Here is a 22,700-nt window from a genome sequence, read left to right as displayed (position 1 = left end):
TGTCCGGCGGCCAGGTGTCCGGGCGGGTTCGCGGTCGCCATCAGCGCTCCTGTCCAAACGCCCGGTGCTGGACCAGTCGCAGGAAGCCGAAGGAGAGCACCAGGGTGACCGCGGCGATCAGCACCGAGGTGGCCGCCGCGGCGTACGGGTCGTTGATGGTGAAGGCGTCGCGGTGCACCTTCATCAGTGGCGTCCAGGTCGACGAGATCGCGTTGGTCAGCGGGGCGAGCGCCATCGGCTCACCGAACACCTGGAGGGTGGCGATCATCGTGAAGACCAACAGGCGGCGACCAGGTTGGCGGCGAGCGCCACCGCCAGGATCGTCCCGCCGAGCGGACGGGTCATCTCAACCTCTCGGTGTCCGGGGGCATCGGGTGGTGGTCCCGAGACACGAACTGGGAGCGCTCACAGTCCTGGTTTACCGGGCACTCATGTCAATAGAGGTATCGATGACTGATCTGCTCTTCGAGCCGTGTGTCATCGTGTGCCACGCCGCTGGGAGCGTGCACAGGTCGGTGACAACGCCGCCGGCCACGGCAGCACCTCGGCCGGCGACGACTGGTCGACACCGCCTCGTACGACGGTCTCCCGCCCCTGCCCGCCGGGGGCGGGTACGCGTACCACGCATCCGACGGCGGCGGCCGCCGGAGGGGCGGCCGCCGCACCCGGCGGTCAACCGGTGAAGGGCTCGGGTCCGAAGCGGCCCCAGGCAACGAAGACGGCCATCGCGAGATAGACCAGGTCGGGCAGAATCGTCGCCCTCTCACCACGGCGGAGGCGCATGATCACCGCCCCGGTGAACAGCAACGCCACACAGACCGCGGTCACCGGCACGAGAACCGGTGCGATGTCGAGTACGGCTGGCAGGATCAGCCCCGCCGCCGCCAGGATCTCGAGGATCGCGATGGTCCTGAGCGCGCCGGGGCTGAAGTCCATTACCCACTCTCCCGCGCGACCCACGGCGGCTATCCGCTCCCTGGGTATGAACATCTTGGAGGTGCTGATCAGGAGGACCGTGGCAAGTATGCCGGTAACAATCCACAGGGCAAGGTTCATGAACGCTCCCTTCGCACACCTTCGTGCTCGTAGCCCTGACGCCGTTGCCCGGTGAAGTGTGACGGCCTGTTGCCCAGCTCACCCCGACGTGGCCGAGGACGGCGTACCGTGCGCGGACAACAGTGGAGCCGCGCCCCCGGCCCGGGTCCTGCGGTGGCCACCGAGCTGCCAGAATCGCCCACGTGATCAACGAGTTGACCCGGACCTACCTCGACGCGGTCGACCGGGCGCTGCCCGGATACGTACGCGGCCTCTACCTGGTCGGGTCGGCCGTGCTCGACGCCTGGCGGCCCGGGGTCAGTGACGTCGACACGGTGATCCTGACGTCACGTCCGGCCGGTGCCGACGACGCTGCCGCCCTCGCCACGGTGCACGCCGGGATGCCGGACTCGCCGCACCTCGACGGCGTCTACCTGGAGCCGGCGTTGGCCCGATCGTGGCCGGACGACCAGCGGGTGGTGCCGCACGTCGTCAACGGGACGTTCACCGCCGACCAACCCTGCGGCGACCTCACCCCCGTGCTGTGGTTGACCCTGCACCGTTACGGCGTACGGGTGCGCGGCCCGGCAGTCGCCGAGCTGGGCGTACGGGTCGACCCGGAGGCGGTACGCCGGTACAACCTGGACAACCTGCGGACGTACTGGCGGTCGCGGGCGGCGACGACCCGGGCAGCACTAACCAAAGTGGACCCGGACGAGCCCGTGGAGGCCGGCACGGTGAGCTGGTACGCGCTCGGCCCGGCACGGCTGCACCACACGCTCGCCCACGGGGACGTCATCTCGAAGGCCGCCGGGGCGTACCTCGGACAGCTGTTTCCCGCGTACGCCGACCTCGCGCACCGCGCCGTCCGGTGGCGTGCCGGGGCGCCGGAGCGCTTCACCGCCGCCGACCTCCGCGCCGCGCTCGACAGCGTTGACCGGGTGGCCGAGGACGCCTGGCGCCGCTTCGGCATCCGGGCGACCCGGTCGAGCAGCGGCGCGGGCCCCGGGACCCGGACCGTGGCACGGGGTCTGTCCACCCCGCGGTGACGGGGTCGGCCTCGGACCCCGGCATCGCCGGCGCCTGACCTGACCCAGACCCCTTGACATAGGCGTACATCAATGATTCTGTGAGCGCTCACCGCAGAGTGTCCCCGCCCGGCAGACATTACCTCACATCACCGCAGCCAGACGTCGATCGTGGCGTGCTGTAAGCGCTCCCACCAAGGAGGAACGTTGCCGCGATGCGGCACAGAACACTCAGGTTCACACCGGTCGGACCGGCCACGGTCGCCGCCGTGGTCGGCGTACCCGAGCGTGCGGAACCGGCGGCGGTGACCGGGCGGTCGGGGGCCGGCGGTGCCGCGCACCACGACGGGTAGGCGGGCACCGGCCGGCTTCCCCACCCCTCCGACGGAAGGAAGCACCATGAGCGGTTCGTCCCGACCGCTGCGCAGCACCGCCACCGTCACCGGCGCGTTCGTGCTGCTCACCGCCGTCCTGCTGGCCGGCACCACCGTCCCCGCGTCCGCCGCCACCACCCTCACCAACCCGGGCTTCGAGGCCTCCGGCGGCACCCAGACCCCGCCCGGCTGGTCCGAGTCGTCGGCCAGCGGGCAGCAGAGCGCGAGCTTCACCGAGGCGGGCGGACGCTCCGGCACCTACCGGCTGTCGCACTGGGCGTCGTCGGCGTACCAGGTGGAGACGTACCAGCAGCTGACCGGGCTGGCCACCGGGTCGTACACCCTGCGGGCCTGGGTCCGGTCGGGCGGCGGCCAGGTCGCCACGTATCTGGCGCTGCGGGACTGCGGCGGCACCGAACAGCGAACCCCCATCCCGACCACCTCCACCTGGACCCAGATCTCGGTGACCGCCCAGGTCACGACGGGCCGGTGCACCGCGAGCATCGTCTCCAACGCCCGAGCCGGTAACTGGATCAATGTGGACGACCTGGAGTTCGGGCCCACCGACGGCTCCGGTGGCAACCCCGGCCCCAACCCGAACCTGATCCGCGGCGTCGACATCTCGTCCCTGAAGAAGAGCGAGGACCGGGGTGGCGTCTACCGGGACGCCGCCGGCAACCCGCGCGACGCCGTGCAGCTGTTGCGCGCGGCCGGCGTCAACTACGCCCGGCTGAGGGTCTGGGTCGACCCGGCCGACGGCTACAACAACCGGGCCCGGGTGCTGACCATGGCCAGCCGGATCAAGGCGCAGGGAATGCGGCTGCTGGTCGACTTCCACTACTCGGACACCTGGGCGGACCCCGGCAAGCAGTACAAACCCGCCGCCTGGAGTGGCTACAGCTTCACCCAGCTCCGCGACGCGGTCTACCGCCACACGTACGACATCCTCAGTGCGCTGAAGGCGCAGGGCACGCCGGCCGACATGGTGCAGGTCGGCAACGAGATCAACGACGGGATGCTCTGGCCCGACGGCCGCAGTTCCAACTGGGCCAACCTCGCCGCGCTGCTCACCGCCGGCAGCACCGCGGTGAAGGCGGTGGACGCCTCGACCCTGGTGATGCTGCACCTGGCGGAGGGCGGCAACAACGCGCAGCACCGATGGTGGTTCGACCAGGCCACCGCGCGGGGCGTGCCGTTCGACGTGATCGGGGTGTCGCACTACCTGTACTGGCACGGGTCGCTGTCCAGCCTCCAGTACAACCTCAACGACCTGGCGGCGCGGTACGGCCGGCCGGTGCTGGTGGCCGAGACGGCGTACGGCTTCACCCTGGACGCCGACGACGCCGAGCCGAACATCTTCAACGCGGCCCTGCAACAGGCCGGCGGCTACCCCGCCACGCCCCAGGGGCAGGCCGACGCGCTGCGTGCCGTCTTCGACGTGGTGAAGGCGGTGCCGAACGGCCGTGGCCTCGGAGTCTTCTACTGGGAGCCGACCTGGACCGCGGTGCCGGGCAACGGCTGGGATCCGGCCGATCCCTCCTCCGGCAACGGCTGGGAGAACCAGGCGCTGTTCGACTACGGTGACCACGCCCTGCCCGGTCTCTCCGTCTTTGGCACCGTCTGACCCGTCCGACGCGGGCGGGAGTTCATCCGGGGAGCCTGGCCACGCCCGGCCGGGCTCCCCGTCCGTTCGGGCGCCGCCGCCTGCACCGCTGATCGCTCCCACCGCCGGTGACCAAGTCCGCCACCGCTGATCGCTCCACCGACGTTCATCAGTCCCGCCGCCGTTGATCACTCCTCCGATGTTGTCGGCGATGCATTCCCGATATATCGTTGAGGCCTCACCGATACTCGAGGAGGATCCATGGGATTCCGTCGGTTCTGGGCCGACCACGAGGCCCGAATGCGCAGTGGCTTCGGCTACCCGCCCTTCGGTCCGCCGGGCGGACACGGCTTCGGCCATGGCCACGGTCGCGGCGGCCGGCACGGACGGAGTCGCCGCCCGAACGTCCGCAGCGCGGTCCTGGCGCTGCTGCACGAGCGACCGATGCACGGCTACGAGATGATCCAGGAGTTGGACTCCCGCACCGGCGGCGCGTGGCGCCCCAGCCCCGGGTCGGTGTACCCCACCCTTCAGCTGCTGGAGGACGAGGGACTGATCGCGACGGTCACCGACGGCACCGGCAGCCGGAAGCGGTTTGAACTCACCGAGGCCGGACGACCGGAGGCGGAACAGGCGTCCCAGGCACCCCCGTGGGCCGAGTTCGCCCCGGAGACCATCAACAGCTGGCACGAGATCCGCGACGCCGGCTTCCAGGCCATGAACGCGCTTCGCCAGGTCATGATGACCGGCACCGACGAACAGCGGGAGCGGGCCGCCCAGGTGCTGGACGAGACCCGGCGCAAGCTGTACGCCATCCTCGCCGAGACGGAGTGAGCGGCGGTTTCCCGGGTCACCGCGCCCCGGTACGGCCACACGGCGGGCCCGATCCCGCAGACCGGTCGGGCCCGCCGCGCCACCCTGCCAGCGCCGGGATAGTCTGACCCATTATGATCGACATAAATCGATCTTTTTCTGTAACGAAACGTTAGCAGGATCCGGGCGACACATTTACTGACTTCGATGTAACCTGGACGTCGGTGACCGTTCACCCCACGGCCACCGGATGACATCCAGGAGGATCCGCAGATGCCGCAGCCGGCGCTCTTCGCGATCGACATCGTTGCCGTGATCCTGCTCGTGTTCGGCCTCTACTTCCCCCGGCACCGGCGGCGCGACCTGGTGGCCGCGTACCTCGGGGTCAACGTCGGGGTGATGGCCGTGGCGAGTTCCCTCGGCACCAGCGGCGGAGGCGCCGGCCTCGGCCTCGGCCTGGCACTCTTCGGCGTACTCTCGATCATCCGGCTGCGCTCGACCGAACTCGACCAGCACGAGGTCGCCTACTACTTCTGCGCCCTGGCCCTCGGCATCCTCTCCGCCCTCGGCGGTGGGGCGGCGTGGCACATCCCCGCGATGATGGCCCTGATCCTGCTGGTGATGTTCGTCGGCGACCACCCCCGGCTCCTGCGCACCTACCGCCGGCACAGCATGCTGCTCGACCAGGCGATCACCGACCACCTCACTCTCGTCGCCCACCTGGAACAACTCCTCGGCGCCCGGGTCCACGCCGCCGCCGTCCAGCGGGTGGACCTGGTCAACGACACCACCCTGGTCGACGTCCGCTACTCGGTGCCGACCGGAGCCACGGCCACGCCCCGGGTCACCGCCCCCGCCACCGGAGGCGTACGGCGATGAGCACCTCCGTGACCTGCACGCCGCTGATGGGGCGGGACCCGATCGGGCTCGACGAGCTCGTCGCCCGAGCCGCCCTACAGACCCGGGTGGACCGCAAGTACGTCCTCCCCGTCGCCGAGGCGTGGGCGGTGCTGGCGCTGGCCGAGCCGGGGGCACGCGTGTTGGAGATCGACGGGATCCGCTCCTTCGGGTACGAGTCGACGTACTTCGACACCCCGGAGCTGAGCAGCTACCTCTCGACCGCCCACCGACGCCGGCGCCGCTTCAAGGTCAGGACGCGGACCTACCTCGACTCGGCGCTCTGCTGGTTGGAGGTGAAGACCCGGGGCGCCCGGGGCAGCACGGTGAAGCACCGGCGGCCGTACCGGCTCGACCACCACGCCACCCTGGCCCCGGGGCTGGCGTTCGTCACGGAGGTCCTCGCCCGGGAGTCGATCCGGCTCGGCGCCGACCCGGTGTTCGCCCCCACCCTGGTCACCCGCTACCGACGCAGCACCCTCTTCCTGCCCAGCACGGCGAGCCGGGTCACCGTGGACACCGAGCTGACCTGGCAGGGCGCCGGTCCGCCGCTGTGCCTGCCGGAGCTCGTCGTCGTGGAGACCAAGACCGGATCCACCGCCTCCGACGTGGACCGCCTGCTCTGGGCGCGTGGGCACCGCCCGATCCGGATCTCCAAGTACGCCACCGGCCTCGCCGCGCTCCGGCCGGAGCTGCCGGCGGCGCCCTGGCGCCGCACCCTCCGCCGGCACTTCGCCCCCCTGATCTCCGACGGCCGCCACCCCGCCGCCACGCCGCCGCCGGTCGCCGGGCACCCCCGCGTGCCCGGCCCCACCCGTCCCCTCGTACCGGAAACGGAGTGACCGTGCGCAGACTCGTGTACTACGCGGTCGGCATTCTCGCCGCCGCCGCGATCGGGGCAGACCTCGGCCCTTCCTCGGCCCCGGGCACCGCGACCCGGCCGGCATCGGCCGCGACCGGTGACAGCACCGCGCGGACCGGGCCGGACGGCGCGGCCGGCACCGCCGCCGGCATCGGTACCGGTGCCGGGGTGGCCGACGCGGCCCGGGCCGGGGGCGCCGACCTGACGTCGGCGGACCTTGCCGGCGACATCACCTTCTCGGTGCCGAGCGGCACCTTCGTGGGCGAGGTGTCGGTCTCGCTCGGCACGACGATCCCCGGTGCGGTCATCCGCTACACCACCGACGGCCGGCCGCCCACCGCCTCCTCGCCGAGCTACGCCGGCACTCCGCTGCGGTTCACCCGCACCACCCAGCTCCGGGCCCAGGCGTACGTCGACGGCACCGCGACCGGAGCACCCGGCACCGCCATCTACGTGGCCCGGGCCGTCGAGACCAGCCACGACCTGCCGGTCCTGCTGCTCGACGCGTACGGCCAGGGCGCGCCGGGACGCGAATACGTCGACACCGCGGTGATGGAGTTCCAGCCGACCACCGGCACCACCTCGCTGGCCGCCTCCCCCAGCCTGGTCAGTCGGGCCGGCTTCCACCTGCGCGGCAACTCGAGCGCGATGTTCCCGAAGGTGCCGTACCGGCTGGAGCTGCGGGACAACACCGACGACGACCTCGACCTCCCGCTGCTGGGCATGCCCGCCGACTCGGACTGGGTGCTGCGCGGCCCGTACACGGACAAGGCGCTGATTCGCGACGCCTTCGTCTACGGTCTCGGCCGCGACCTGGGGTTGCACGCGCCGCGGTTCGCCTTCGCCGAGGTGTACGTCAACCTGGACGACCAGCCGGTGAGCGCCGACGACTACCAGGGCGTCTACCTCATCGTCGAGACGATCAAGAACTCGAAGAACCGGCTGGATCTGAAGCAGCTCGACGAGGACGACGTCACCCTGCCGAAGATCACCGGCGGATACATCTTCAAGTTCGAGTGGATGGCCGCGGAGGAGCCGACCCTGCCCTGCACCGGCCCGGCCCAGACCTGCTGGAACTACCTGGAGGTGGTCGACCCGGACCCGCTGAACTCGGCCCAACGGGAGTGGCTCACCCAGCACATCCAGCAGTTCCACGACATGCTCCACTCCCCCGGGTTCGCCGATCCGGTGACCGGCTATCCCGCCTGGATCGACGTGGACTCGTTCGTCAACCACATGATCATCTACGAGCTGAGCCGGGAGATGGACGCGTACGTCCGCAGCGCGCACTTCTACAAGGACCGGGACGGCAAGATCACCGCCGGGCCGCTGTGGGACTACGACCTCTCGTTCGGGGTCGGCGGCTTCTTCAACAACAACCAGACCTCCGGCTGGCAGTACCAGCAGACCCGGTTCCCGGCCTCGCCGAACGACTGGTTCCAGCGACTGGTCCAGGACCCGGCCTTCGTCAACCGGGTCAAGGCCCGCTGGCAGCAGCTCCGGCAGGGTCTGCTCTCCAACGCCCAGCTCCAGGCCCGGATCGACAGCCTGACCGCGCCGCTGACCGCCGCCGCCGAGCGCAACTTCGCGAAGTGGCCGGTCCTCTCCACCCCGATACTCGGTCCGTTCATCACCCCGACCGCCGCCACCTGGAGCGGTCAGGTGCAGTACATGCGGGACTGGATGTTCGAGCGGGCCGCCTGGCTCGACTCCACGGCCGCCTGGGGTGGCCCGACGACGACACCACCCACGACGCCGCCGACCACACCGCCCACCACACCGCCGACCACGCCCCCGACCACCCCGCCGGTGACCACCACGCCACCGACGACCCCACCGGTCCCCGGGCCGTCGTGTACGGCGAGCTACAGCATCGTCAACCAGTGGCCGGGTGGGTTCCAGGCGAACGTCCAGGTCACGGCCGGCTCGGCCGCGATCAACGGCTGGCGGGTGACCTGGACCTTCGCCAACGGCCAGACCATCGCCCAGGCCTGGGACGCGACCGTGACGACCAGCGGCGCGACGGTGACCGCGACGAACGCCGCCTACAACGGGGCGCTCGCCGCGGGCGCCAGCACGACGTTCGGCTTCCTCGGTTCGTGGACCGGCACCAACAGCCCACCCACACCAACCTGTACGGCCTCCTGACGACCGGATGACGACAGCGGCGCCGCCCCCGGGAACGGGGCGGCGCCGCTGTCCGTACGGAGCCTGCGCAGACGGTCGTCAGTGCACGGTGACGGTGGGGCCGGCGGCGAGTTCCCGCAGCTCCTCCGGCAACTCGGCGCCCATCTCGTCGGCGAGCCGGGCCGCCTCCTCGATCAGCGTCTCGACGATCTGGCCCTCCGGAACGGTCTTGATCACCTTGCCCTTGACGAAGATCTGGCCCTTGCCGTTGCCGGAGGCGACCCCGAGGTCCGCCTCACGGGCCTCACCCGGCCCGTTGACGACGCAGCCCATCACCGCGACCCGCAGCGGCACCGGCAGCCCCGCCAGGCCGGCGGTGACCTCCTCGGCCAGCTTGTAGACGTCGACCTGGGCCCGACCGCAGGACGGGCAGGAGACGATCTCCAGACCGCGCTCGCGCAGGCCGAGCGACTCGAGGATCGCCGTACCGACCTTGATCTCCTCGACCGGCGGGGCGGAGAGCGAGACCCGGATCGTGTCCCCGATCCCCTCGGCCAGCAGCGCGCCGAAGGCGACCGCCGACTTGATGGTGCCCTGGAACGCCGGGCCGGCCTCGGTCACCCCGAGGTGCAGCGGGTAGTCGCACTTCTCGGCCAGCAGCCGGTACGCCCGGATCATCACCACCGGGTCGTTGTGCTTGACCGAGATCTTGATGTCGCGGAAGCCGTGCTCCTCGAAGAGCGAGCACTCCCAGAGCGCCGACTCGACCAGCGCCTCCGCGGTCGCCTTGCCGTACTTGGCCAGCAGGCGCTTGTCGAGCGAGCCGGCGTTCACCCCGATCCGGATCGGCACCCCCGCGTCGCTCGCGGCGTGGGCGATCTCCTTGACCTTGTCGTCGAACTGCCGGATGTTGCCGGGGTTGACCCGGACGGCGGCGCACCCGGCGTCGATCGCGGCGAAGACGTACTTCGGCTGGAAGTGGATGTCGGCGATCACCGGGATCTGCGACTTGCGCGCGATCGCCGGCAGCGCCGCCACGTCGTCCTGGGACGGGACCGCGACCCGGACGATCTGGCAGCCCGCCGCGGTCAGCTCGGCGATCTGCTGCAGCGTCGCGTTGACGTCGGCGGTCAGCGTGGTGGTCATCGACTGCACCGACACCGGCGCGCCGCCGCCCACCGGGACCGGACCGACCATGATCTGCCGGCTCTGCCGCCGCTTCGCCAACGGCGGCGGAGGTACGGCGGGCATGCCGAGGCTGACTGCGGTCACTGGGCACTCACCTTTGGATCAGGGTTATCGGGTTCACCACGTCGGCGGTGATGGTCAGCAGCGTGAAAGCGCCACCGATCAGGATCAACGCATACGTTACGGGCATCAGCTTGAAGTAGTCGACCCGCCCGGGATCGGGTTTACCGAGCCGGGTGAAGATCCACGACCGGACGCGTTCGAACCAGGCGATGGCGATGTGGCCACCGTCCATCGGCAGCAGCGGCAGCAGGTTGAAGACGCCGATGAAGAAGTTCAGCGAGATGAAGAGGAGGACGAAGACCTCCCAGAGGCCGTGCTGGACCGCCTCGCCGCCGAGCCGGCTCGCCCCGACCACGCTGATCGGGGTGTCGACGTCCCGCTCGCCGCCGGTGATCGCGGTCCAGAGCGCCGGGATCTTCTGCGGGATCCGCTGGAGCGCGTGCAGCGTGTTCACCGCCATGGTGCCGGTGAAGTCGGCGGTCGCCCCGAACGCGTCGATCGGGCCGTACGTCACGGTGGCCGGCGTGGTGGGGACCAGGCCGACGCCGAGCGCGGAGGTGGGGCCGACCGGTCCGTCCGGCTGGTCCTGCGGCGGCCGCTGCACCTGGGCGAGGGTGACGGTGGCCTGCTGGGTGACGCCGTCCCGGAGGTAGGTGACCTGGACCGGGCCGGCCTTCGTCGCCCGTACCGCGTCGAGCAGCTCGCCCCAGTTGCGCACCGGGGTCGTTCCGATCGCGGTGATCACGTCACCGTCCCGCAGGTTGGCCTGGCCGGCCGGGCTCGCCGGGTCGCCGGCCTGGCAGGCGCGCTCGACGTTCTCGACCACCACGCAGGGCGCCACCGCGATCTTCGCCGGCTCCGCCCGGAAGTCGGCGTCCGTGGTCGGGAAGTCGGGGTTCGGCAGCCCCATGAAGATCGCGGCGAACCAGAGCGTGACGATGGCGAGCGTGAAGTGCGCCGCCGAGCCGGCCGCCATCACCGCGGTCCGCTTCCAGAGCGGATACCGCCACATGGCCCGGGGCTCGTCCGCCGGGTCGACGTCGTCGTCCTGCGGGGTCATTCCGACGATCTTGCAGAAACCGCCGAGCGGAATCGCCTTGATCCCGTACTCGGTCTCACCCCGACGAAACGACCAGATGGTGGGACCGAAACCGATGAAGTATCGGGTCACCTTCATCCCGAACCGCTTGGCCACCAGCATGTGCCCGGCCTCGTGCAGGCTCACCGAGATGAGGATCCCCAGAGCGAAGGCCACCACCCCGAGCAGGTACAGCATCAGGCTCCTTCCACCGCCAGCGCGATGATCTCCCGGGCGCGGGCCCGCGCCCAGGACTCGGCGGCGAGCACCTCTTCGACCGTACCCGGTTCGGGGAAGTCGGGTGCGGCGTCGAGTACCCGCTCCAGCGTGTCGACGATGCCGAGGAACGGCAGCCGGCCCGCCACGAAGGCGGCCACGCACTCCTCGTTCGCCGCGTTGTAGATCGCCGGGCGGCAGCGCCCGGCCGCCCCGGCCTGCTTCGCCAGGCGTACGGCGGGAAACGCGCTCTCGTCCAGCGGTTCGAAGGTCCAGCTCTGCGCGGCCGTCCAGTCGACCGCCGAGGCGGCCTCGGCGACCCGGTCCGGCCAGCCGAGCGCGAGCGCGATCGGCAGCCGCATGTCCGGCGGGCTCGCCTGGGCCAACGTCGAGCCGTCGACGAACTCGACCATCGAGTGGATCATCGACTGCGGGTGGACGACCACGTCGATGGCGTCGTACGGCACCCGGAACAGCTCGTGGGCCTCGATCACCTCGAGCGCCTTGTTGACCAGGGTGGCGCTGTTGATCGTGACGACCGGCCCCATGTTCCAGGTCGGGTGGGCGAGCGCCTGCTCCGGGGTGACGGCGGTCAGCTCGTCCCGGCGCCGACCCCGGAACGGCCCGCCGCTGGCGGTGAGGACCAGCCGGCGTACCTCGGCCCGGGTCCCGCCGCGCAGGCACTGGGCCAGCGCCGAGTGCTCGGAGTCGACCGGGACGATCTGGTCCGGTCGGCGCAGTGCGGCCCGGACCACCGGCCCGCCCGCGACCAGCGACTCCTTGTTGGCCAGCGCCAGCGTCCGGCCGGCCCGCAGCGCGGCCAGGGTCGGCGCCAGCCCGAGCGAACCCACGACCCCGTTGAGGACGACGTCGCAGGGCCACTGCGCGAGTTCGGACATCGCGTCCGGCCCAGCAATGATCTTCGGAAGTCTGACGTCACCGCTGGCCCAGCCCTGGCGGCTCGCCTCGGCGTAGAAGGCGAGCTGGAGGTCCTGGACGGCGGACGCCTTGGCCACCCCGACCGCCTCGACCCCGAGTTCGAGGGCCTGGGCGGCGAGCTGGCCGACGTTGCCGCCGCCCGCGCCGAGCGCCACCACCCGGAACCGATCAGGATTGCGCCGGACGATGTCGATGGCCTGGGTGCCGACCGAACCGGTCGAGCCGAGCAGAACGATCTCGCGCGGGGAACTCACCGGCACATTCTCCCCGATCGCCCCTGAACGTCCGCTGAGAGCCTCAGCCGTCCCCGCCCGTGTTCCCGTCCGCCGCCTCCCCGTGCGGCTCCTCCGGCTCCTCGGGCAGTTCCTCCGGCGGGGCCTCCTCACCGAGCAGGTCGCCTGGGTCGATCGAGAACTCGAAGGGCCTCCGCATCTCGAACGTGGTTCCGGCCGCCGCCGCGGCCTGCGGCCGGTACTCCCCGTCGATCAGCTCGAAGAGGGCGATCGTGGGAACCCGGTTGCGCAGGTCGACGCGGAGGAAGAACGGTACGCCGGCAGCGGCGTACTCGCGGGGCCGGTCGATGACGTCCTTGCGACGGTTGCCGGGTGACACGACCTCGCCCAACAGGACCGCGTGCCTGATGTCCATGGTTGTCCGGCCCCCGCCGGGAACCCTGAGGACGACGATGTCGGGAATGAAGAGATCGTCGCCGGAGACGACGTTCGCTTCGAGGTAGAGCCACAGCTTGGCCCGGCGGGCCGCCTGCTTCAACAGGTACCCGAGATCGAGCTCGGCATCCTGGTGGTCGTATCCGGCGTGGGGTGTCACGATCACGCTTCCGCTCAGGACCTCAACCTTGGGGCCGTTGGTCTCCGGCAACAGGTCGAGGGCGAGCTGCGCGGTCCACGGCTCGTCACGCCACCTCAGCACGTCGAACGACGGCTCGGTGGGCTCCGGCGCCGGCTCGGGCGCGTACGCGGCCTGGGCCATCCGGGCTCACCCCCTCAGCGGGACATTCTGCTCAGACCAGCCTAGCCCCGCAGCCCCGTCGTACGGCGTCGCACAAGCTGTCCGACAGCCGCCGATGGGTGGGCTGCGGCCCGTCGGGTCCCAGCAGCGGGTTGATGCTCACGCGGGGCTGGTGCTCACGGCGTCACCGCTGCTGTCAGGACGTCGACCCGGACCATCAGCTGCCGCAGAGTGGGTGTGGGTCGACATCCTCCCCGGTGCAGGCAGGGTGTTCGTGGCCAACCACCCATACCCACAGCCCACGCTGGTCCTAGCGGGTGACGGTACCGTGGATCCTGGACACCGTTATCCGTAGGTGAGCCCCGGGTGGCACGGCCGCAGCGTGCGACCGCTCGCCGGCGCGAGCCGCAGCGACCGCCCTCCGGGCGACCCTTGACCCCGAAGACCTCTACGGCCCCTCGCCGCCAACACCACCGGACAGGCACCTGACGGCGCCAGCCCGACCACCACCCGCCCGCCAGCAGTCCGAGACTGACTGAAATGACCGATAGGCACGTGTAGTACGGGATGTCTGGCTCAAAACTGCTATACCAAATTCAAGAGCGGCCCGGCTCTGCCGGGCCGCGCGCACGCGCTACGGCCTATGGCCCCGCGCGCACGCCCACCAACACCCGGGACCCCATCGAGGAATCGCCGCCGATCCGCCGGCCGAGGCCGCGACGATCCTTCGCCCAAGGGTGAGTAGCTTGGTTCCGGGGATCGACGCCGCACCGCTACGCGGCGCGCCACCAAACAGCCAGCCAGCCGAGGCGAACCGCATGGCATTTACATATCGGTATGCATTGAGGGTTTTTGACGGCAACCGTGACGGCAACGCGGGCCACCGACCACGAACATGCACAGCCGGCCGTTACTCTCCGTGACCTGCTCGCCCACCACCCATGCCCGGAACCCCACCACATTGAGCAGTCGCGACCAGGCTCCGGGCCGACGGAACTCGGGTCAGGTGCGAATCACGGAGGCTAGGGAATGCCGAGCACTTCAGAAACTGCTTCATGCACCCTGTCCGCTATTCGCTGCAATCGCGCCCGCTCCGCTTCATCTTTCGCAACCCGGTCAATCTGCCACTCGACGAATTGCGGTGCAAACCAGATTAGTTTCACTAGCTCCGAACTCACCGTATCCGACCCAATCGAGATTGCAGCAGGAATCCGCCGAAGTAGCTCGACGTACGCATTCCCCTGACTTTCGTCAAACACTCCCGCCCGAAGCTTCCCAAGGAAGCCAGCCTCCTCATCCCATGCCTCGTCGAGAGCCACGATCAGGGACTCTTCGCCTTCCGCCATCTTTAGCTTCTCCCCCAGACACCCACGATCGCCTCAGCAGGGACATGCTGGAACAACAAGACTTCCTTGTCTCTTCTCGCGTAAGAGGCATGCCTCCTGCTCGTCGGAAATGGGCCGTCCGAGATGTCCTCGACTCGCCCCACGAGCCGCGTGTCAATTGCGACATACCCATGGCCTGAATCGTACTTATCTGCTGCCACACAGCGACACTTACTCGCCGAAATCCACGGGGTGGCCTTCTTGCCAGGCGAGGACCTGGTCGCCCTCGCGGAGTGTTTCGATTGGTTTGTGATCGCCGTCGGCGGTGACCACCTTGGTGCCGGCCGCGAAGCTGTGCCGCGGGCAGCTGTCTCCGGTGTTGCCAGCGCCGTCGTTGGTTTTGCCGGCGCCGCTGCTGCCGGTGGTGCCGGCGTTGCTGCGGCTGGAGCCGCCGGTGGAGCCACCAGGCTTCGAACCGCCGCCGGACTTGGACCCGCCGTCGGACTTGCCGCTGCCGCCGGAGCGGGCGGAGGACGCGCGAGGGTTGGCGTTGGCCTGGGCTTCCCGTTGTGCGGGGTTGCCGGTCTTCTTGGTGGTGTTGACCGCCTTGTTGCTGGTGGTGTTGGCCGCGTCGGCGGCCTTCTTCCTCGCGGCCTGGGCGGCGCGTTTGGCACGCTCGATGGCGAGTTTCTTGGCGTTGAGGGCGGCCTGCTCGGCGGCGCGGGCGGCGGCCAGCACCGTCTCGGCGGCGCGTTTGGCGGCCCGCCAGGCCTGGACGGCGGCGATGGTGCGGTCGATGGCCCGTTTCACCGACCGGATCTTGGTGATCTTGCCCCAGGGGATCGCGCCGATGATCAGGCTGGCGCAGGCCCACAGGTCACCACCGAAACAGTTGATCGCACCGTTGATGCCGATGAACTCTTTGAGCACGTACCAGGCGGTGTCGAGGATGACCGACACCAGGGACCGGTTCGCGGCAGCCTGGGCCTGGGCGACCTGCGCGGCCGACGGCGGCATCCACGACGGCGCACGGGTCGCAGAGTTGACCAGCCTGCTCACCCTTGCCGGCTGGCCGCCCGGCACGCGGATGATCGTGCGTCGCGAACGGCCACACCCCGGCGCACAGTTGTCGCTGTTCGAAGAACACGACAGCTGGCGCTACACCGCGTTCGTCACCAACACCACCGTCGGCGCCCTGCAGCGGCTGGAAGCCCGCCACCACGCCCACGCCCGCGTCGAGGACCGCATCCGCCGCGCCAAAGACACCGGCCTGCGCCGGCTACCCTCCCGCGAGTTCGCCATCAACACCGCCTGGTGCCAGATCACGGCCACCGCCAACGACCCGATCGCCTGGCTACAACTACTCACCCTCGACGGCGAACCGGCCAAAGCCGAACCGAAACGACCGCGCTACCGCCTGCCACACACCGCCGCCCGCCTCACCCGAGGCCAACACCGCCACCGACCACGCATCCCATCAACCTGGCCCCGGGCAGACCAGATCACCACCACGTTCACCCGAATCGCGGCCATCCCCGCCCCCGGCTGACCCACTCAGCCCAACCCCGACGACCGGAGAACCCAAGAAGACCACGCCCACCACCGCGACAGACGGCCCACCCCATGCCCCCGACCAGATCGCACCGAACACCAGCGACCACAGGCGCGGGACCGAGGCGGCCGACATCAGCCGTGAACGATCGAGGCTAACTAATCTAATGAATACCCCTCAAGCCATTCCCAGTCCCCCGGCAGGTCTCGCAGCCTGGGAAGGCAATACTCTAGCGCCTCTCGTAGAGAATGAAAGTCTGAATGGATTGACCGAAGATCACCCAGCGCCGGCCCAGAAAGCACGACCGTCCAGGGTTTTTGCCCGAATCCTAGGCGCTCATGGTCGACCTTCAGAAGCATGGTCACGCCATGGCGACCAAGATCCTCCATGAGTTCTGGCAGGCCAAACCCGGTCTCAAGCACTAGAAGCCCCTCAACATACCTGCGATCTCGCCAACGTCCATGGTATGGCCCTTCTTTCTGGAGTTGCTCACCCGGGCGACCACACTCCACAGTTCATCGGAATTCGGTCCACTGATGATATTGTTCCTCTGCATCAATTCCGACACAACCGCATGGGCCGTACGCTTGTTTCCGTTGTCATACATATGGGAACCCGCAATATCCCGTACCAACACTGCCAACTTCTCCCAGAAACTATTGTAACGGGATGCATTGGTCAGCGCGTTAGCGGCAGATCCATTGAGTTCGTGCCTGCCACCGAAACTGCGATTAATGTCATCAATTTCATCTGCGGAGATGCCGTTCTTAAACCCTCCGCCGCAGTTGTGTACGAGGACCGGCGTTGTGCCAGCCATCACATAGTAGGTGTGGCCTCGCCACGATGGCCGTGGCGAGGTCACGGCGTCGATCTTGGCAGGGAGCTGGGCTTTCGCTCAACCACCCGCCGACAGCCCATCGATTGGCGGCGATTTTGACCGCAGCCGTGACAGCAACGCGGGCGCACGCCGAGCTGAGGGCGCGGGGCGTGACGTCAGTCGGGCGTCTACTCGGTCGGTTGCCGGCTGGTGGCGGGCTTCTTCTGTGCGCGGCGGTCGATGAGGCGGTCGACGGCGGTGACGCGTCGTTGGAGGCGGGAAGAGCCCGCGTCGATGGCGGTGGTGTCGATGCGGGCGAGGACCTCTCGGGCGGCGTCGAGGTCGCCTGCTCTGGCGTGGCCTTCGGCGAGCCAGGTTTGGTAGAGGGCGACTTCGCGGGCGTGGTCGTGGTTGTAGGCGGCGAGTGCGCGGGTGAGCAGCGGTTCGGCGGCGGCTGGGGTGCCGAGTTCGATGAGGCAGCGGGCGGCCATGACGTCGATCTCGGCACGGTTGAGCCAGTACACCCATTCGGGTTCGGTTACGCCGTCGGAGCGCTGGTCGTAGGTGTCGTCGACGGCGTCGAGGGCGCGGCGAGTGGTGTCGGTGTCGCGGAGGCGGGCGGCGGCCCAGGCGAGGCGTTCCAGCAGCAGCGCCTGCACGAGCGGGCTGGCATCGGGGGCGCCGGTGACGGCGGAGCGGGCGATGAGGAGGGCGTCTTCGCGTTTGCCGACATTGGTGATCTGGTAGGCGAGGCTGGACAGAAGTTGCGCGCCCAGTGCTCGGTCGCCGGCTGCTTCGGCGGCGGTGACGCCGGACAGGTAGAGGCGTTGGGCGTCGGGGTAGTGGCCGGCGTCGCTGGCGACCCAGCCGGCGAGTTGGGCCAGTTCGCCGATCACGGTGTACAGCCGCTTGCCGAGTACGTCGGTGTAGGAGGCGGTGCGGGCGAGGTGTTCGGCCTGGTCGAGTTCGGCGCGGATGACGGGTAGCAGGGTGCGGCTGCCGACGGTGTCGTCGAGATGCCGCAGTTCGATCACTCGGCCTTCCAGCGATTCGATGAGCCAGGTGCCGATTCGACGCCCGGCACGTAGCTGCCGGGGGACGGGTGGGTCGCCGATGAGCCATTCGTGGGTGAGGCGGACCGGGTCGTGTGGGGTGCCGATCGGCATGCCGAGGACCTGTTCGTAGCGTTCGACGACGTCGGGGGTGGTGGGGCGGCGGCCGGTTTCGACGAGGCCGAGGTAGGGCTTGCTGAAGTGGGTGAGCGCGGCCATGCCGGTGAGGCTGTGCCCGGCGGCCTCGCGGGCGGCCCGCAGGTGCGCGCCGAGGTCGGCGGTGTCGGGTGTAGACGGGGGAAGACCCTCGCCTGCTTCCATGGTCATCTGTCTCCCCTGATCCTGGTGGCAGGCCCAGCGGGGACGTGCATCGAGTCCGGACCTGGCTGGTGCTGTTCCGGGAGGGCCGGGACCGGTTACGAAGATCGGCATTCTTCATACCCGGGTGTGTGCCCGGCCCTCCCACCGTAGACCACGGGCGTCCTCCGGAGGGTTGGGCAGCGATGTCGATGCACGTGCCGGTTCGTCCGGCGTGGACCTGTGCGGGGCGTGGGCAGGCGTGGCCGTGCCTCACCCGCAAACGTCAACTGTTGGCCGAGTTCGCCGGGGCGCGGGTGTCGCTGATGCTCTACCTGTCGCGGTTCTTCGTCGAGGCCTGCGTGAACATGCCGGCCACCACGTCGGGGACCCTGTATCGCCGGTTCTTTACCTGGCCGTACGAACCAACCGACGGCCGCCGCGGTAACGTGAGCGCCCCGCCGGGGTGATGATCCCGGCGGGCGCGTTCTCGGTTGCTTCGGGTTCAGTCGTCGGAGGTGGTGTCGGGGTCGTCGTCGGGCTGGTCGGGTTGCAGCGCCTGGTCCATGGACTCGACGGCGTGGCGTTGCAGGCGGAGCCGGACGTGGGAGTAGATGTCGGCGGTGGTGTGGATCTGCGCGTGGCCGAGCAGGTCCTTGATCGTCACCAGGTCCACGCCCTGTTCCAGCAGCAGCGTGGCGCAGGTGTGTCGAAGATCGTGAAAGCGGATGTAGCGGACGTCGGCGAGTTCGCAGATTGCCTGGTGGTGGCGGTGTATCGCGGCCGGGTCCATCGGCCCGCCTGTGCTGGTGGTGAACACGAGCCCGGTTTCGATCCAATCGTCGCCGGCCTCGCGTCGGTCGATGTCCTGTCGGGCGCGGTAGCGCTTGAGTGCCGTGACGCAGTCGCGGGGCAGGACGATGCGTCGTGCGGAGCGGTGGGTCTTGACCGGCTGGAAGGTGGGGCCGCCTCGGGTGCGGGCGAGGGTGCGCCGCACGTACAGGTGGCCGGTGTCGAGGTCGATGTCGTCCCAGCGCAGGCCGAGCAGTTCGCCGCGACGTAGTCCGGTGCGTAGGGCCAGTTCGAACAGAGGGCCGTGGCGGTGGTAGGCGGCGGCGAGGAGGTAGCGGCGGGCTTCGCCGGCGGTGAACGGTTGGAAGTCGCTGCGCGGTGTGGGTAGCCGTACCGAGCTGGCGACGTTGCGGCCGATGAGGCCTTCGCGGACGCCGTCGGCGAGGGCGGCCGAGAGGACTGCCCGGATGTAGCGGACCGTTGCCGGGCGGATGTGCTTGTTGCAGCAGTTGCCGATTGCGCAGCAGCGCGGCCGGCGGGCCTTGACCGGATGGTTCGGGTTCCGTCTGGCGTCCCAGCCCTGCGCGCAGCACTGGCACACGCTTGGGAGTCGGTCGAGGAAGGTCCGCACGTCCCGGACGGTCAGTGTGCCGAGTTTCCGCGCGCCGAGGCCGGGGATCAGGAACCGGCGGACCAGCGATTCGTACGTGACGTACGTGGTCGCCCGGAGCCGATGCCGGGCCACGCCGGTCAGCCACGCGGTCAGGTACTCCCCGACGGTGAGGTTCGGGTCGGCGGCCACGACCAGGCCCTGGTTCGAGTCGGCCAGTTTCTCGGCGAGCTTGTCCGCCGCCTGGCGGCGGGTGGCGCCGAAGACGTAGATGCGCTTGCGGGTGCCGTCGGCGGCGAGGACGTAGCCGGCGCCGCACCAGCGGCCGTCGGCGCGTTGGAAGATCGTGCCTTCGCCGTTGACCTTTCTACCGGCCATGATCGGCCTCCTTGGTCAGTGCGCCGAGGTAGCCGGCCAGGGACCGGGCGGGAATGCGGCGGCAGCGGCCGATACGGACGGAGTGCAGCCGGCGGGAGCGGATGAGGTCGTAGACGGTGTGCCGGCCAACTTGCAGCCGGGCCATCACGTCGGTGACGGTCAACAGGTCGGGGCCGCTCATTGGTCCTCCCCGAGCTGGCCGGTGTAGCGCCAGTCCCCGACCGTGAGCAGGTCGGTGGTCGGGTCGACACCGACAGCCTCGGCGTGGCGGGTCAGCCGCCACCGGCGCCGCTCACCGCGCAGCGCGGTGAAGGTGGTCGAGTAGGCCAGTGACTTGCTGGTGACGTGGCCCCGGTAGCCGAGCTGGTGCGCCCACCGACACAGCCGCAGCCCCCGCAGGTCGGGCAGTCCGCCGAGCCGCCAGCAGGTCTCCACCAACATGCGGCCGTGCTCGGGAAGCCGGTCGAGGCTGACGCCGGGACACCGGCCTGTGCCCGAACATGCCCGGCACCAGCGCCGAGCGTCGTCGCCGGGGCGTAGGCCGTCGCCTCGACACGCGCGGCAGAACAGTGGAGGCACGTCAACGCCGACGACCTCGGCGGTCTTCGTGGCGTACTTCGCCACGTACCGGGCCACCACCACATCCCCTGCGGGAAGCGGCTGGATGTCGACCTGCCGCCCCCACCGCAGCACACGCCCGCCGACGACCGCTGGCGTGGGGACGGCGACGACGGGGACCGCCCGGCGGATCGCGGTTTCCAGCACGTGGAGTGTGGCCCAGGTCGGCGGCGGGGTGGGCAGGCCGTCCGGCCCGTCGAGCCGGACGATCGCGTGGAAGTGGACCACTCCCCGCGCCTGGAACCCGGCGAGGCGAAGGCCATCCGCACCTGCCGGGCCGCCTCACGCCGGGACAGACCCGCCACAGCCGCGAGGGTGCGGCGTGCCTCGGTGGTGAACCGTGCCCACAGCATCCCGGCGTGGGCGTTGAACAGCACCTGCCCCGGATAGTCATAGTTGTCCGGTTCGAGGGGGGTGCCGATCAGCGGATCGCCCGGCAGATGCCACCGAACGCAGCCAGCCCCGGCGCGGTGGCAAGGACGAAGGACGCCGCCCCTTGCGGGGCCGAGGTGCACCGGCCCGAACGACGGCGCGGTCACCGTCACGAACACCCGCGGCCGAGGTACGCCACCTACCGCCTCGGTGGGCTCGTCGCGGAGCCCGGCGGCGATCAGGTGGAAGGCGTCGAGCTTGTACAACGTCGAACACGCCGGACACCGCACGGCACGCCGGTCACGGCACCGCACCATGATCGTCTGCCGGTCGCCGGTGTCAGCGAGGACACGGCCGATACCTGCCTCGACCAGCAGACCACGCCCGGTCAACCGGATCGGATGCCGGCACACACCAACCCGGCCCTCCACCTCCTGAGCGGCGGCGATGCGAACCAGGGCGTCGAGGTCGACGCCGGCAGCGGTGGATGGCATCATCGGCGCAGCTCCTCTCCACACATGGGAGGGCTGCTTGCGGGGAGAGCGGCGGGGTGTTCTTGGCGGAATGAGCCGCCGCCCTCCCTGTCCTCATCACCGGGACGGTCCACCCCGGTAACCTCGGCGAGCAGCCGCAGCGGGTCGCACACCAGTCCGGCAGTGTCCGCCGCGATCCGGTCAGCAGCCTCGTCACTGACGTACGGGGTGCGGACCAGCGTGAACCCGGGCCGGCCTTCGGCCACCATCGACGCCACCCCGATGTAGGCGGGGTCCTGCAACCGGCGCGGATGCTCATCCGGGAAGCCGGTGATGTTCGAGCCGAGCACCGCCGTGGCCGCCTCGCTGGTGCGCTGCGCGAAACTGACCGCGACCTGGCAGTTGTCCCGGATCTTCGTCGGGATCGCATCCCCGGTCGCCTTCTGCGTCGCCAGGATCACCTGGATACCGACGTTGCGGCCCTTGCGCACCAACTCCTCCACCAACCGGGCCGTCTGCCGCGCCACCGCATCGCGCTTCTTCGACTCGGCGTCGGTGCCCTTGGACTCGTTGAAGAACGTGTGCGCCTCATCGATCACCACCACGACCAGCGGCCACGAGGCGGACGGGCCGAGATGCCACACGTTCTTCACCCCGAGCACCGCCCGAATACACCGCTGACGGCCCGTCATCAGCTCATGCACCCGCACCAGATGATCACGGACCTGCTCCGGATCGTCCTTCGCCGACAGCCACGCCCGACGGAACAGCTCGTCGTAGTCCGGACCACCCTTGCCCTCGATCAACACGAACTGCACCGCCGGACTCGCCGCGAGTTGACAGAACCGCGCGTTCAGCAGCGAGGTCTTACCGAAACCGGCCAGCCCCGCAACCACCACCCCAGACACCCCGGACGAGCGGACGGTGACCGGCTGGCCATCAGCGTCAACACCCGCCGACCACGTCCGCACGTGGTCGGCGGTCGCGGCCTGCCCATCCCAGACGCTCGGTTGGGTCAGCGGGTCGACCAGCAACGCCCGCAGCCGGACCAGACCCGGACGGACCTGCGCCACCCGCACCTGCGGCACACGCCACGCATCGGCGAGATACCCGGCGGCGTCCTGAAACTCATCTGCATGTGTGCCGCGTGTCTGACATCAGCCGCGACAGCAACCGGGGCGCACAGTTACAACCAGCGGCGCACAGCGGAGCGGCATCGCCA

At 69.8% G+C, this 22,700-nt stretch carries 19 protein-coding genes and 3 pseudogenes; 8 read left to right on the top strand and 14 right to left on the bottom strand.

Features of this window, described 5'->3' with window-relative positions:
- Positions 1 to 40: 40 nt before the first annotated feature.
- Positions 41 to 268 (bottom strand): hypothetical protein, encoded by a 228-nt coding sequence (locus EF879_RS06140; RefSeq protein ID WP_233604263.1) that lies wholly within the window; start codon positions 266 to 268, stop codon positions 41 to 43.
- Between the two features lie 404 nt (positions 269 to 672).
- A complete protein-coding gene (locus EF879_RS06135; RefSeq protein ID WP_123555715.1) occupies positions 673 to 1,056 on the bottom strand; it encodes a DoxX family protein in 384 nt (127 codons plus the stop codon).
- A 182-nt stretch (positions 1,057 to 1,238) separates the two neighbouring features.
- Here EF879_RS06135 and EF879_RS28570 point away from each other — a divergent pair, with 182 nt between their 5' ends.
- From EF879_RS28570 to EF879_RS28480, 6 genes are all read left to right on the top strand, one after another.
- Positions 1,239 to 2,084, top strand: a complete 846-nt coding sequence (locus EF879_RS28570) for a nucleotidyltransferase domain-containing protein (protein ID WP_158624118.1) — start codon at positions 1,239 to 1,241, stop codon at positions 2,082 to 2,084.
- A gap of 378 nt (positions 2,085 to 2,462) precedes the next feature.
- The gene (locus EF879_RS06125; RefSeq protein ID WP_123555711.1) at positions 2,463 to 4,061 is read left to right on the top strand and encodes an arabinogalactan endo-1,4-beta-galactosidase; all 1,599 of its coding nucleotides are present in this window, start codon (positions 2,463 to 2,465) and stop codon (positions 4,059 to 4,061) included.
- A 240-nt stretch (positions 4,062 to 4,301) separates the two neighbouring features.
- Positions 4,302 to 4,874, top strand: coding sequence for a PadR family transcriptional regulator (locus EF879_RS06120; RefSeq protein ID WP_123555709.1), 573 nt, complete (start codon positions 4,302 to 4,304; stop codon positions 4,872 to 4,874).
- 252 nt (positions 4,875 to 5,126) lie between these two features.
- Complete coding sequence (locus tag EF879_RS06115; protein WP_123555707.1) at positions 5,127 to 5,732, top strand: DUF4956 domain-containing protein; 606 nt, start codon at positions 5,127 to 5,129, stop codon at positions 5,730 to 5,732.
- Positions 5,729 to 6,592 carry a polyphosphate polymerase domain-containing protein gene (locus EF879_RS06110; RefSeq protein ID WP_123555705.1) on the top strand — a complete coding sequence of 288 codons (864 nt, stop codon included), beginning with the start codon at positions 5,729 to 5,731 and terminating at the stop codon, positions 6,590 to 6,592. Before EF879_RS06115 ends, EF879_RS06110 begins: the two co-directional genes overlap by 4 nt.
- Before the next feature lie 2 nt (positions 6,593 to 6,594).
- Positions 6,595 to 8,760, top strand: a complete 2,166-nt coding sequence (locus EF879_RS28480; RefSeq protein ID WP_370375454.1) for a CotH kinase family protein — start codon at positions 6,595 to 6,597, stop codon at positions 8,758 to 8,760.
- Between the two features lie 78 nt (positions 8,761 to 8,838).
- Here EF879_RS28480 and ispG read toward each other — a convergent pair whose 3' ends face one another.
- From ispG to EF879_RS06080, 6 genes and pseudogenes are all read right to left on the bottom strand, one after another.
- On the bottom strand, positions 8,839 to 10,011 hold the full coding sequence (gene ispG, locus EF879_RS06100; RefSeq protein ID WP_123555701.1) for a flavodoxin-dependent (E)-4-hydroxy-3-methylbut-2-enyl-diphosphate synthase: 1,173 nt from the start codon (positions 10,009 to 10,011) through the stop codon (positions 8,839 to 8,841).
- 7 nt (positions 10,012 to 10,018) lie between these two features.
- Positions 10,019 to 11,266, bottom strand: a complete 1,248-nt coding sequence (locus tag EF879_RS06095; RefSeq protein ID WP_123555699.1) for an RIP metalloprotease — start codon at positions 11,264 to 11,266, stop codon at positions 10,019 to 10,021.
- Complete coding sequence (gene dxr / locus EF879_RS06090) at positions 11,266 to 12,477, bottom strand: 1-deoxy-D-xylulose-5-phosphate reductoisomerase (protein ID WP_123556780.1); 1,212 nt, start codon at positions 12,475 to 12,477, stop codon at positions 11,266 to 11,268. The genes EF879_RS06095 and dxr overlap by 1 nt, the downstream gene beginning before the upstream one ends.
- A 43-nt stretch (positions 12,478 to 12,520) precedes the next feature.
- Positions 12,521 to 13,213 (bottom strand): Uma2 family endonuclease, encoded by a 693-nt coding sequence (locus EF879_RS06085; RefSeq protein WP_123555697.1) that lies wholly within the window; start codon positions 13,211 to 13,213, stop codon positions 12,521 to 12,523.
- A gap of 1,001 nt (positions 13,214 to 14,214) precedes the next feature.
- Positions 14,215 to 14,538, bottom strand: coding sequence for a hypothetical protein (locus EF879_RS26935; protein WP_148086367.1), 324 nt, complete (start codon positions 14,536 to 14,538; stop codon positions 14,215 to 14,217).
- A 246-nt stretch (positions 14,539 to 14,784) separates the two neighbouring features.
- A pseudogene (locus tag EF879_RS06080) lies at positions 14,785 to 15,525 on the bottom strand (hypothetical protein); the annotation flags it as partial.
- Positions 15,526 to 15,559: 34 nt separating this feature from the next.
- Between EF879_RS06080 and EF879_RS06075 the strand changes: the two are divergent.
- Positions 15,560 to 16,066, top strand: a complete 507-nt coding sequence (locus tag EF879_RS06075; RefSeq protein WP_233604262.1) for a transposase — start codon at positions 15,560 to 15,562, stop codon at positions 16,064 to 16,066.
- A gap of 424 nt (positions 16,067 to 16,490) precedes the next feature.
- Here EF879_RS06075 and EF879_RS26930 read toward each other — a convergent pair whose 3' ends face one another.
- Positions 16,491 to 16,931, bottom strand: coding sequence for a hypothetical protein (locus EF879_RS26930; protein WP_148086365.1), 441 nt, complete (start codon positions 16,929 to 16,931; stop codon positions 16,491 to 16,493).
- A 143-nt stretch (positions 16,932 to 17,074) separates the two neighbouring features.
- Positions 17,075 to 18,265 (bottom strand): helix-turn-helix transcriptional regulator, encoded by a 1,191-nt coding sequence (locus tag EF879_RS06065; RefSeq protein ID WP_123555694.1) that lies wholly within the window; start codon positions 18,263 to 18,265, stop codon positions 17,075 to 17,077.
- A gap of 176 nt (positions 18,266 to 18,441) precedes the next feature.
- Here EF879_RS06065 and EF879_RS06060 point away from each other — a divergent pair, with 176 nt between their 5' ends.
- The gene (locus tag EF879_RS06060) at positions 18,442 to 18,705 is read left to right on the top strand and encodes a flavin reductase (protein WP_123555692.1); all 264 of its coding nucleotides are present in this window, start codon (positions 18,442 to 18,444) and stop codon (positions 18,703 to 18,705) included.
- Positions 18,706 to 18,740: 35 nt separating this feature from the next.
- Here EF879_RS06060 and EF879_RS06055 read toward each other — a convergent pair whose 3' ends face one another.
- The 4 genes and pseudogenes from EF879_RS06055 to EF879_RS06040 all read right to left on the bottom strand — a co-directional run.
- On the bottom strand, positions 18,741 to 20,015 hold the full coding sequence (locus tag EF879_RS06055) for a site-specific integrase (protein WP_123555690.1): 1,275 nt from the start codon (positions 20,013 to 20,015) through the stop codon (positions 18,741 to 18,743).
- Positions 20,005 to 20,196, bottom strand: a complete 192-nt coding sequence (locus tag EF879_RS06050; RefSeq protein WP_123555688.1) for a helix-turn-helix domain-containing protein — start codon at positions 20,194 to 20,196, stop codon at positions 20,005 to 20,007. The genes EF879_RS06055 and EF879_RS06050 overlap by 11 nt, the downstream gene beginning before the upstream one ends.
- Positions 20,193 to 21,502 (bottom strand): annotated as a pseudogene (locus tag EF879_RS06045) (replication initiator). Before EF879_RS06045 ends, EF879_RS06050 begins: the two are co-directional and overlap by 4 nt.
- Positions 21,499 to 22,608: pseudogene (locus EF879_RS06040) on the bottom strand (FtsK/SpoIIIE domain-containing protein); the annotation flags it as partial. The pseudogenes EF879_RS06040 and EF879_RS06045, both read right to left, overlap by 4 nt.
- Positions 22,609 to 22,700 lie beyond the last annotated feature (92 nt).

It is taken from the genome of Micromonospora sp. HM5-17 (genome assembly GCF_003762835.1).
Lineage (GTDB): Bacteria > Actinomycetota > Actinomycetes > Mycobacteriales > Micromonosporaceae > Plantactinospora.
This window is presented reverse-complemented; position numbering and strand designations above follow the sequence as displayed.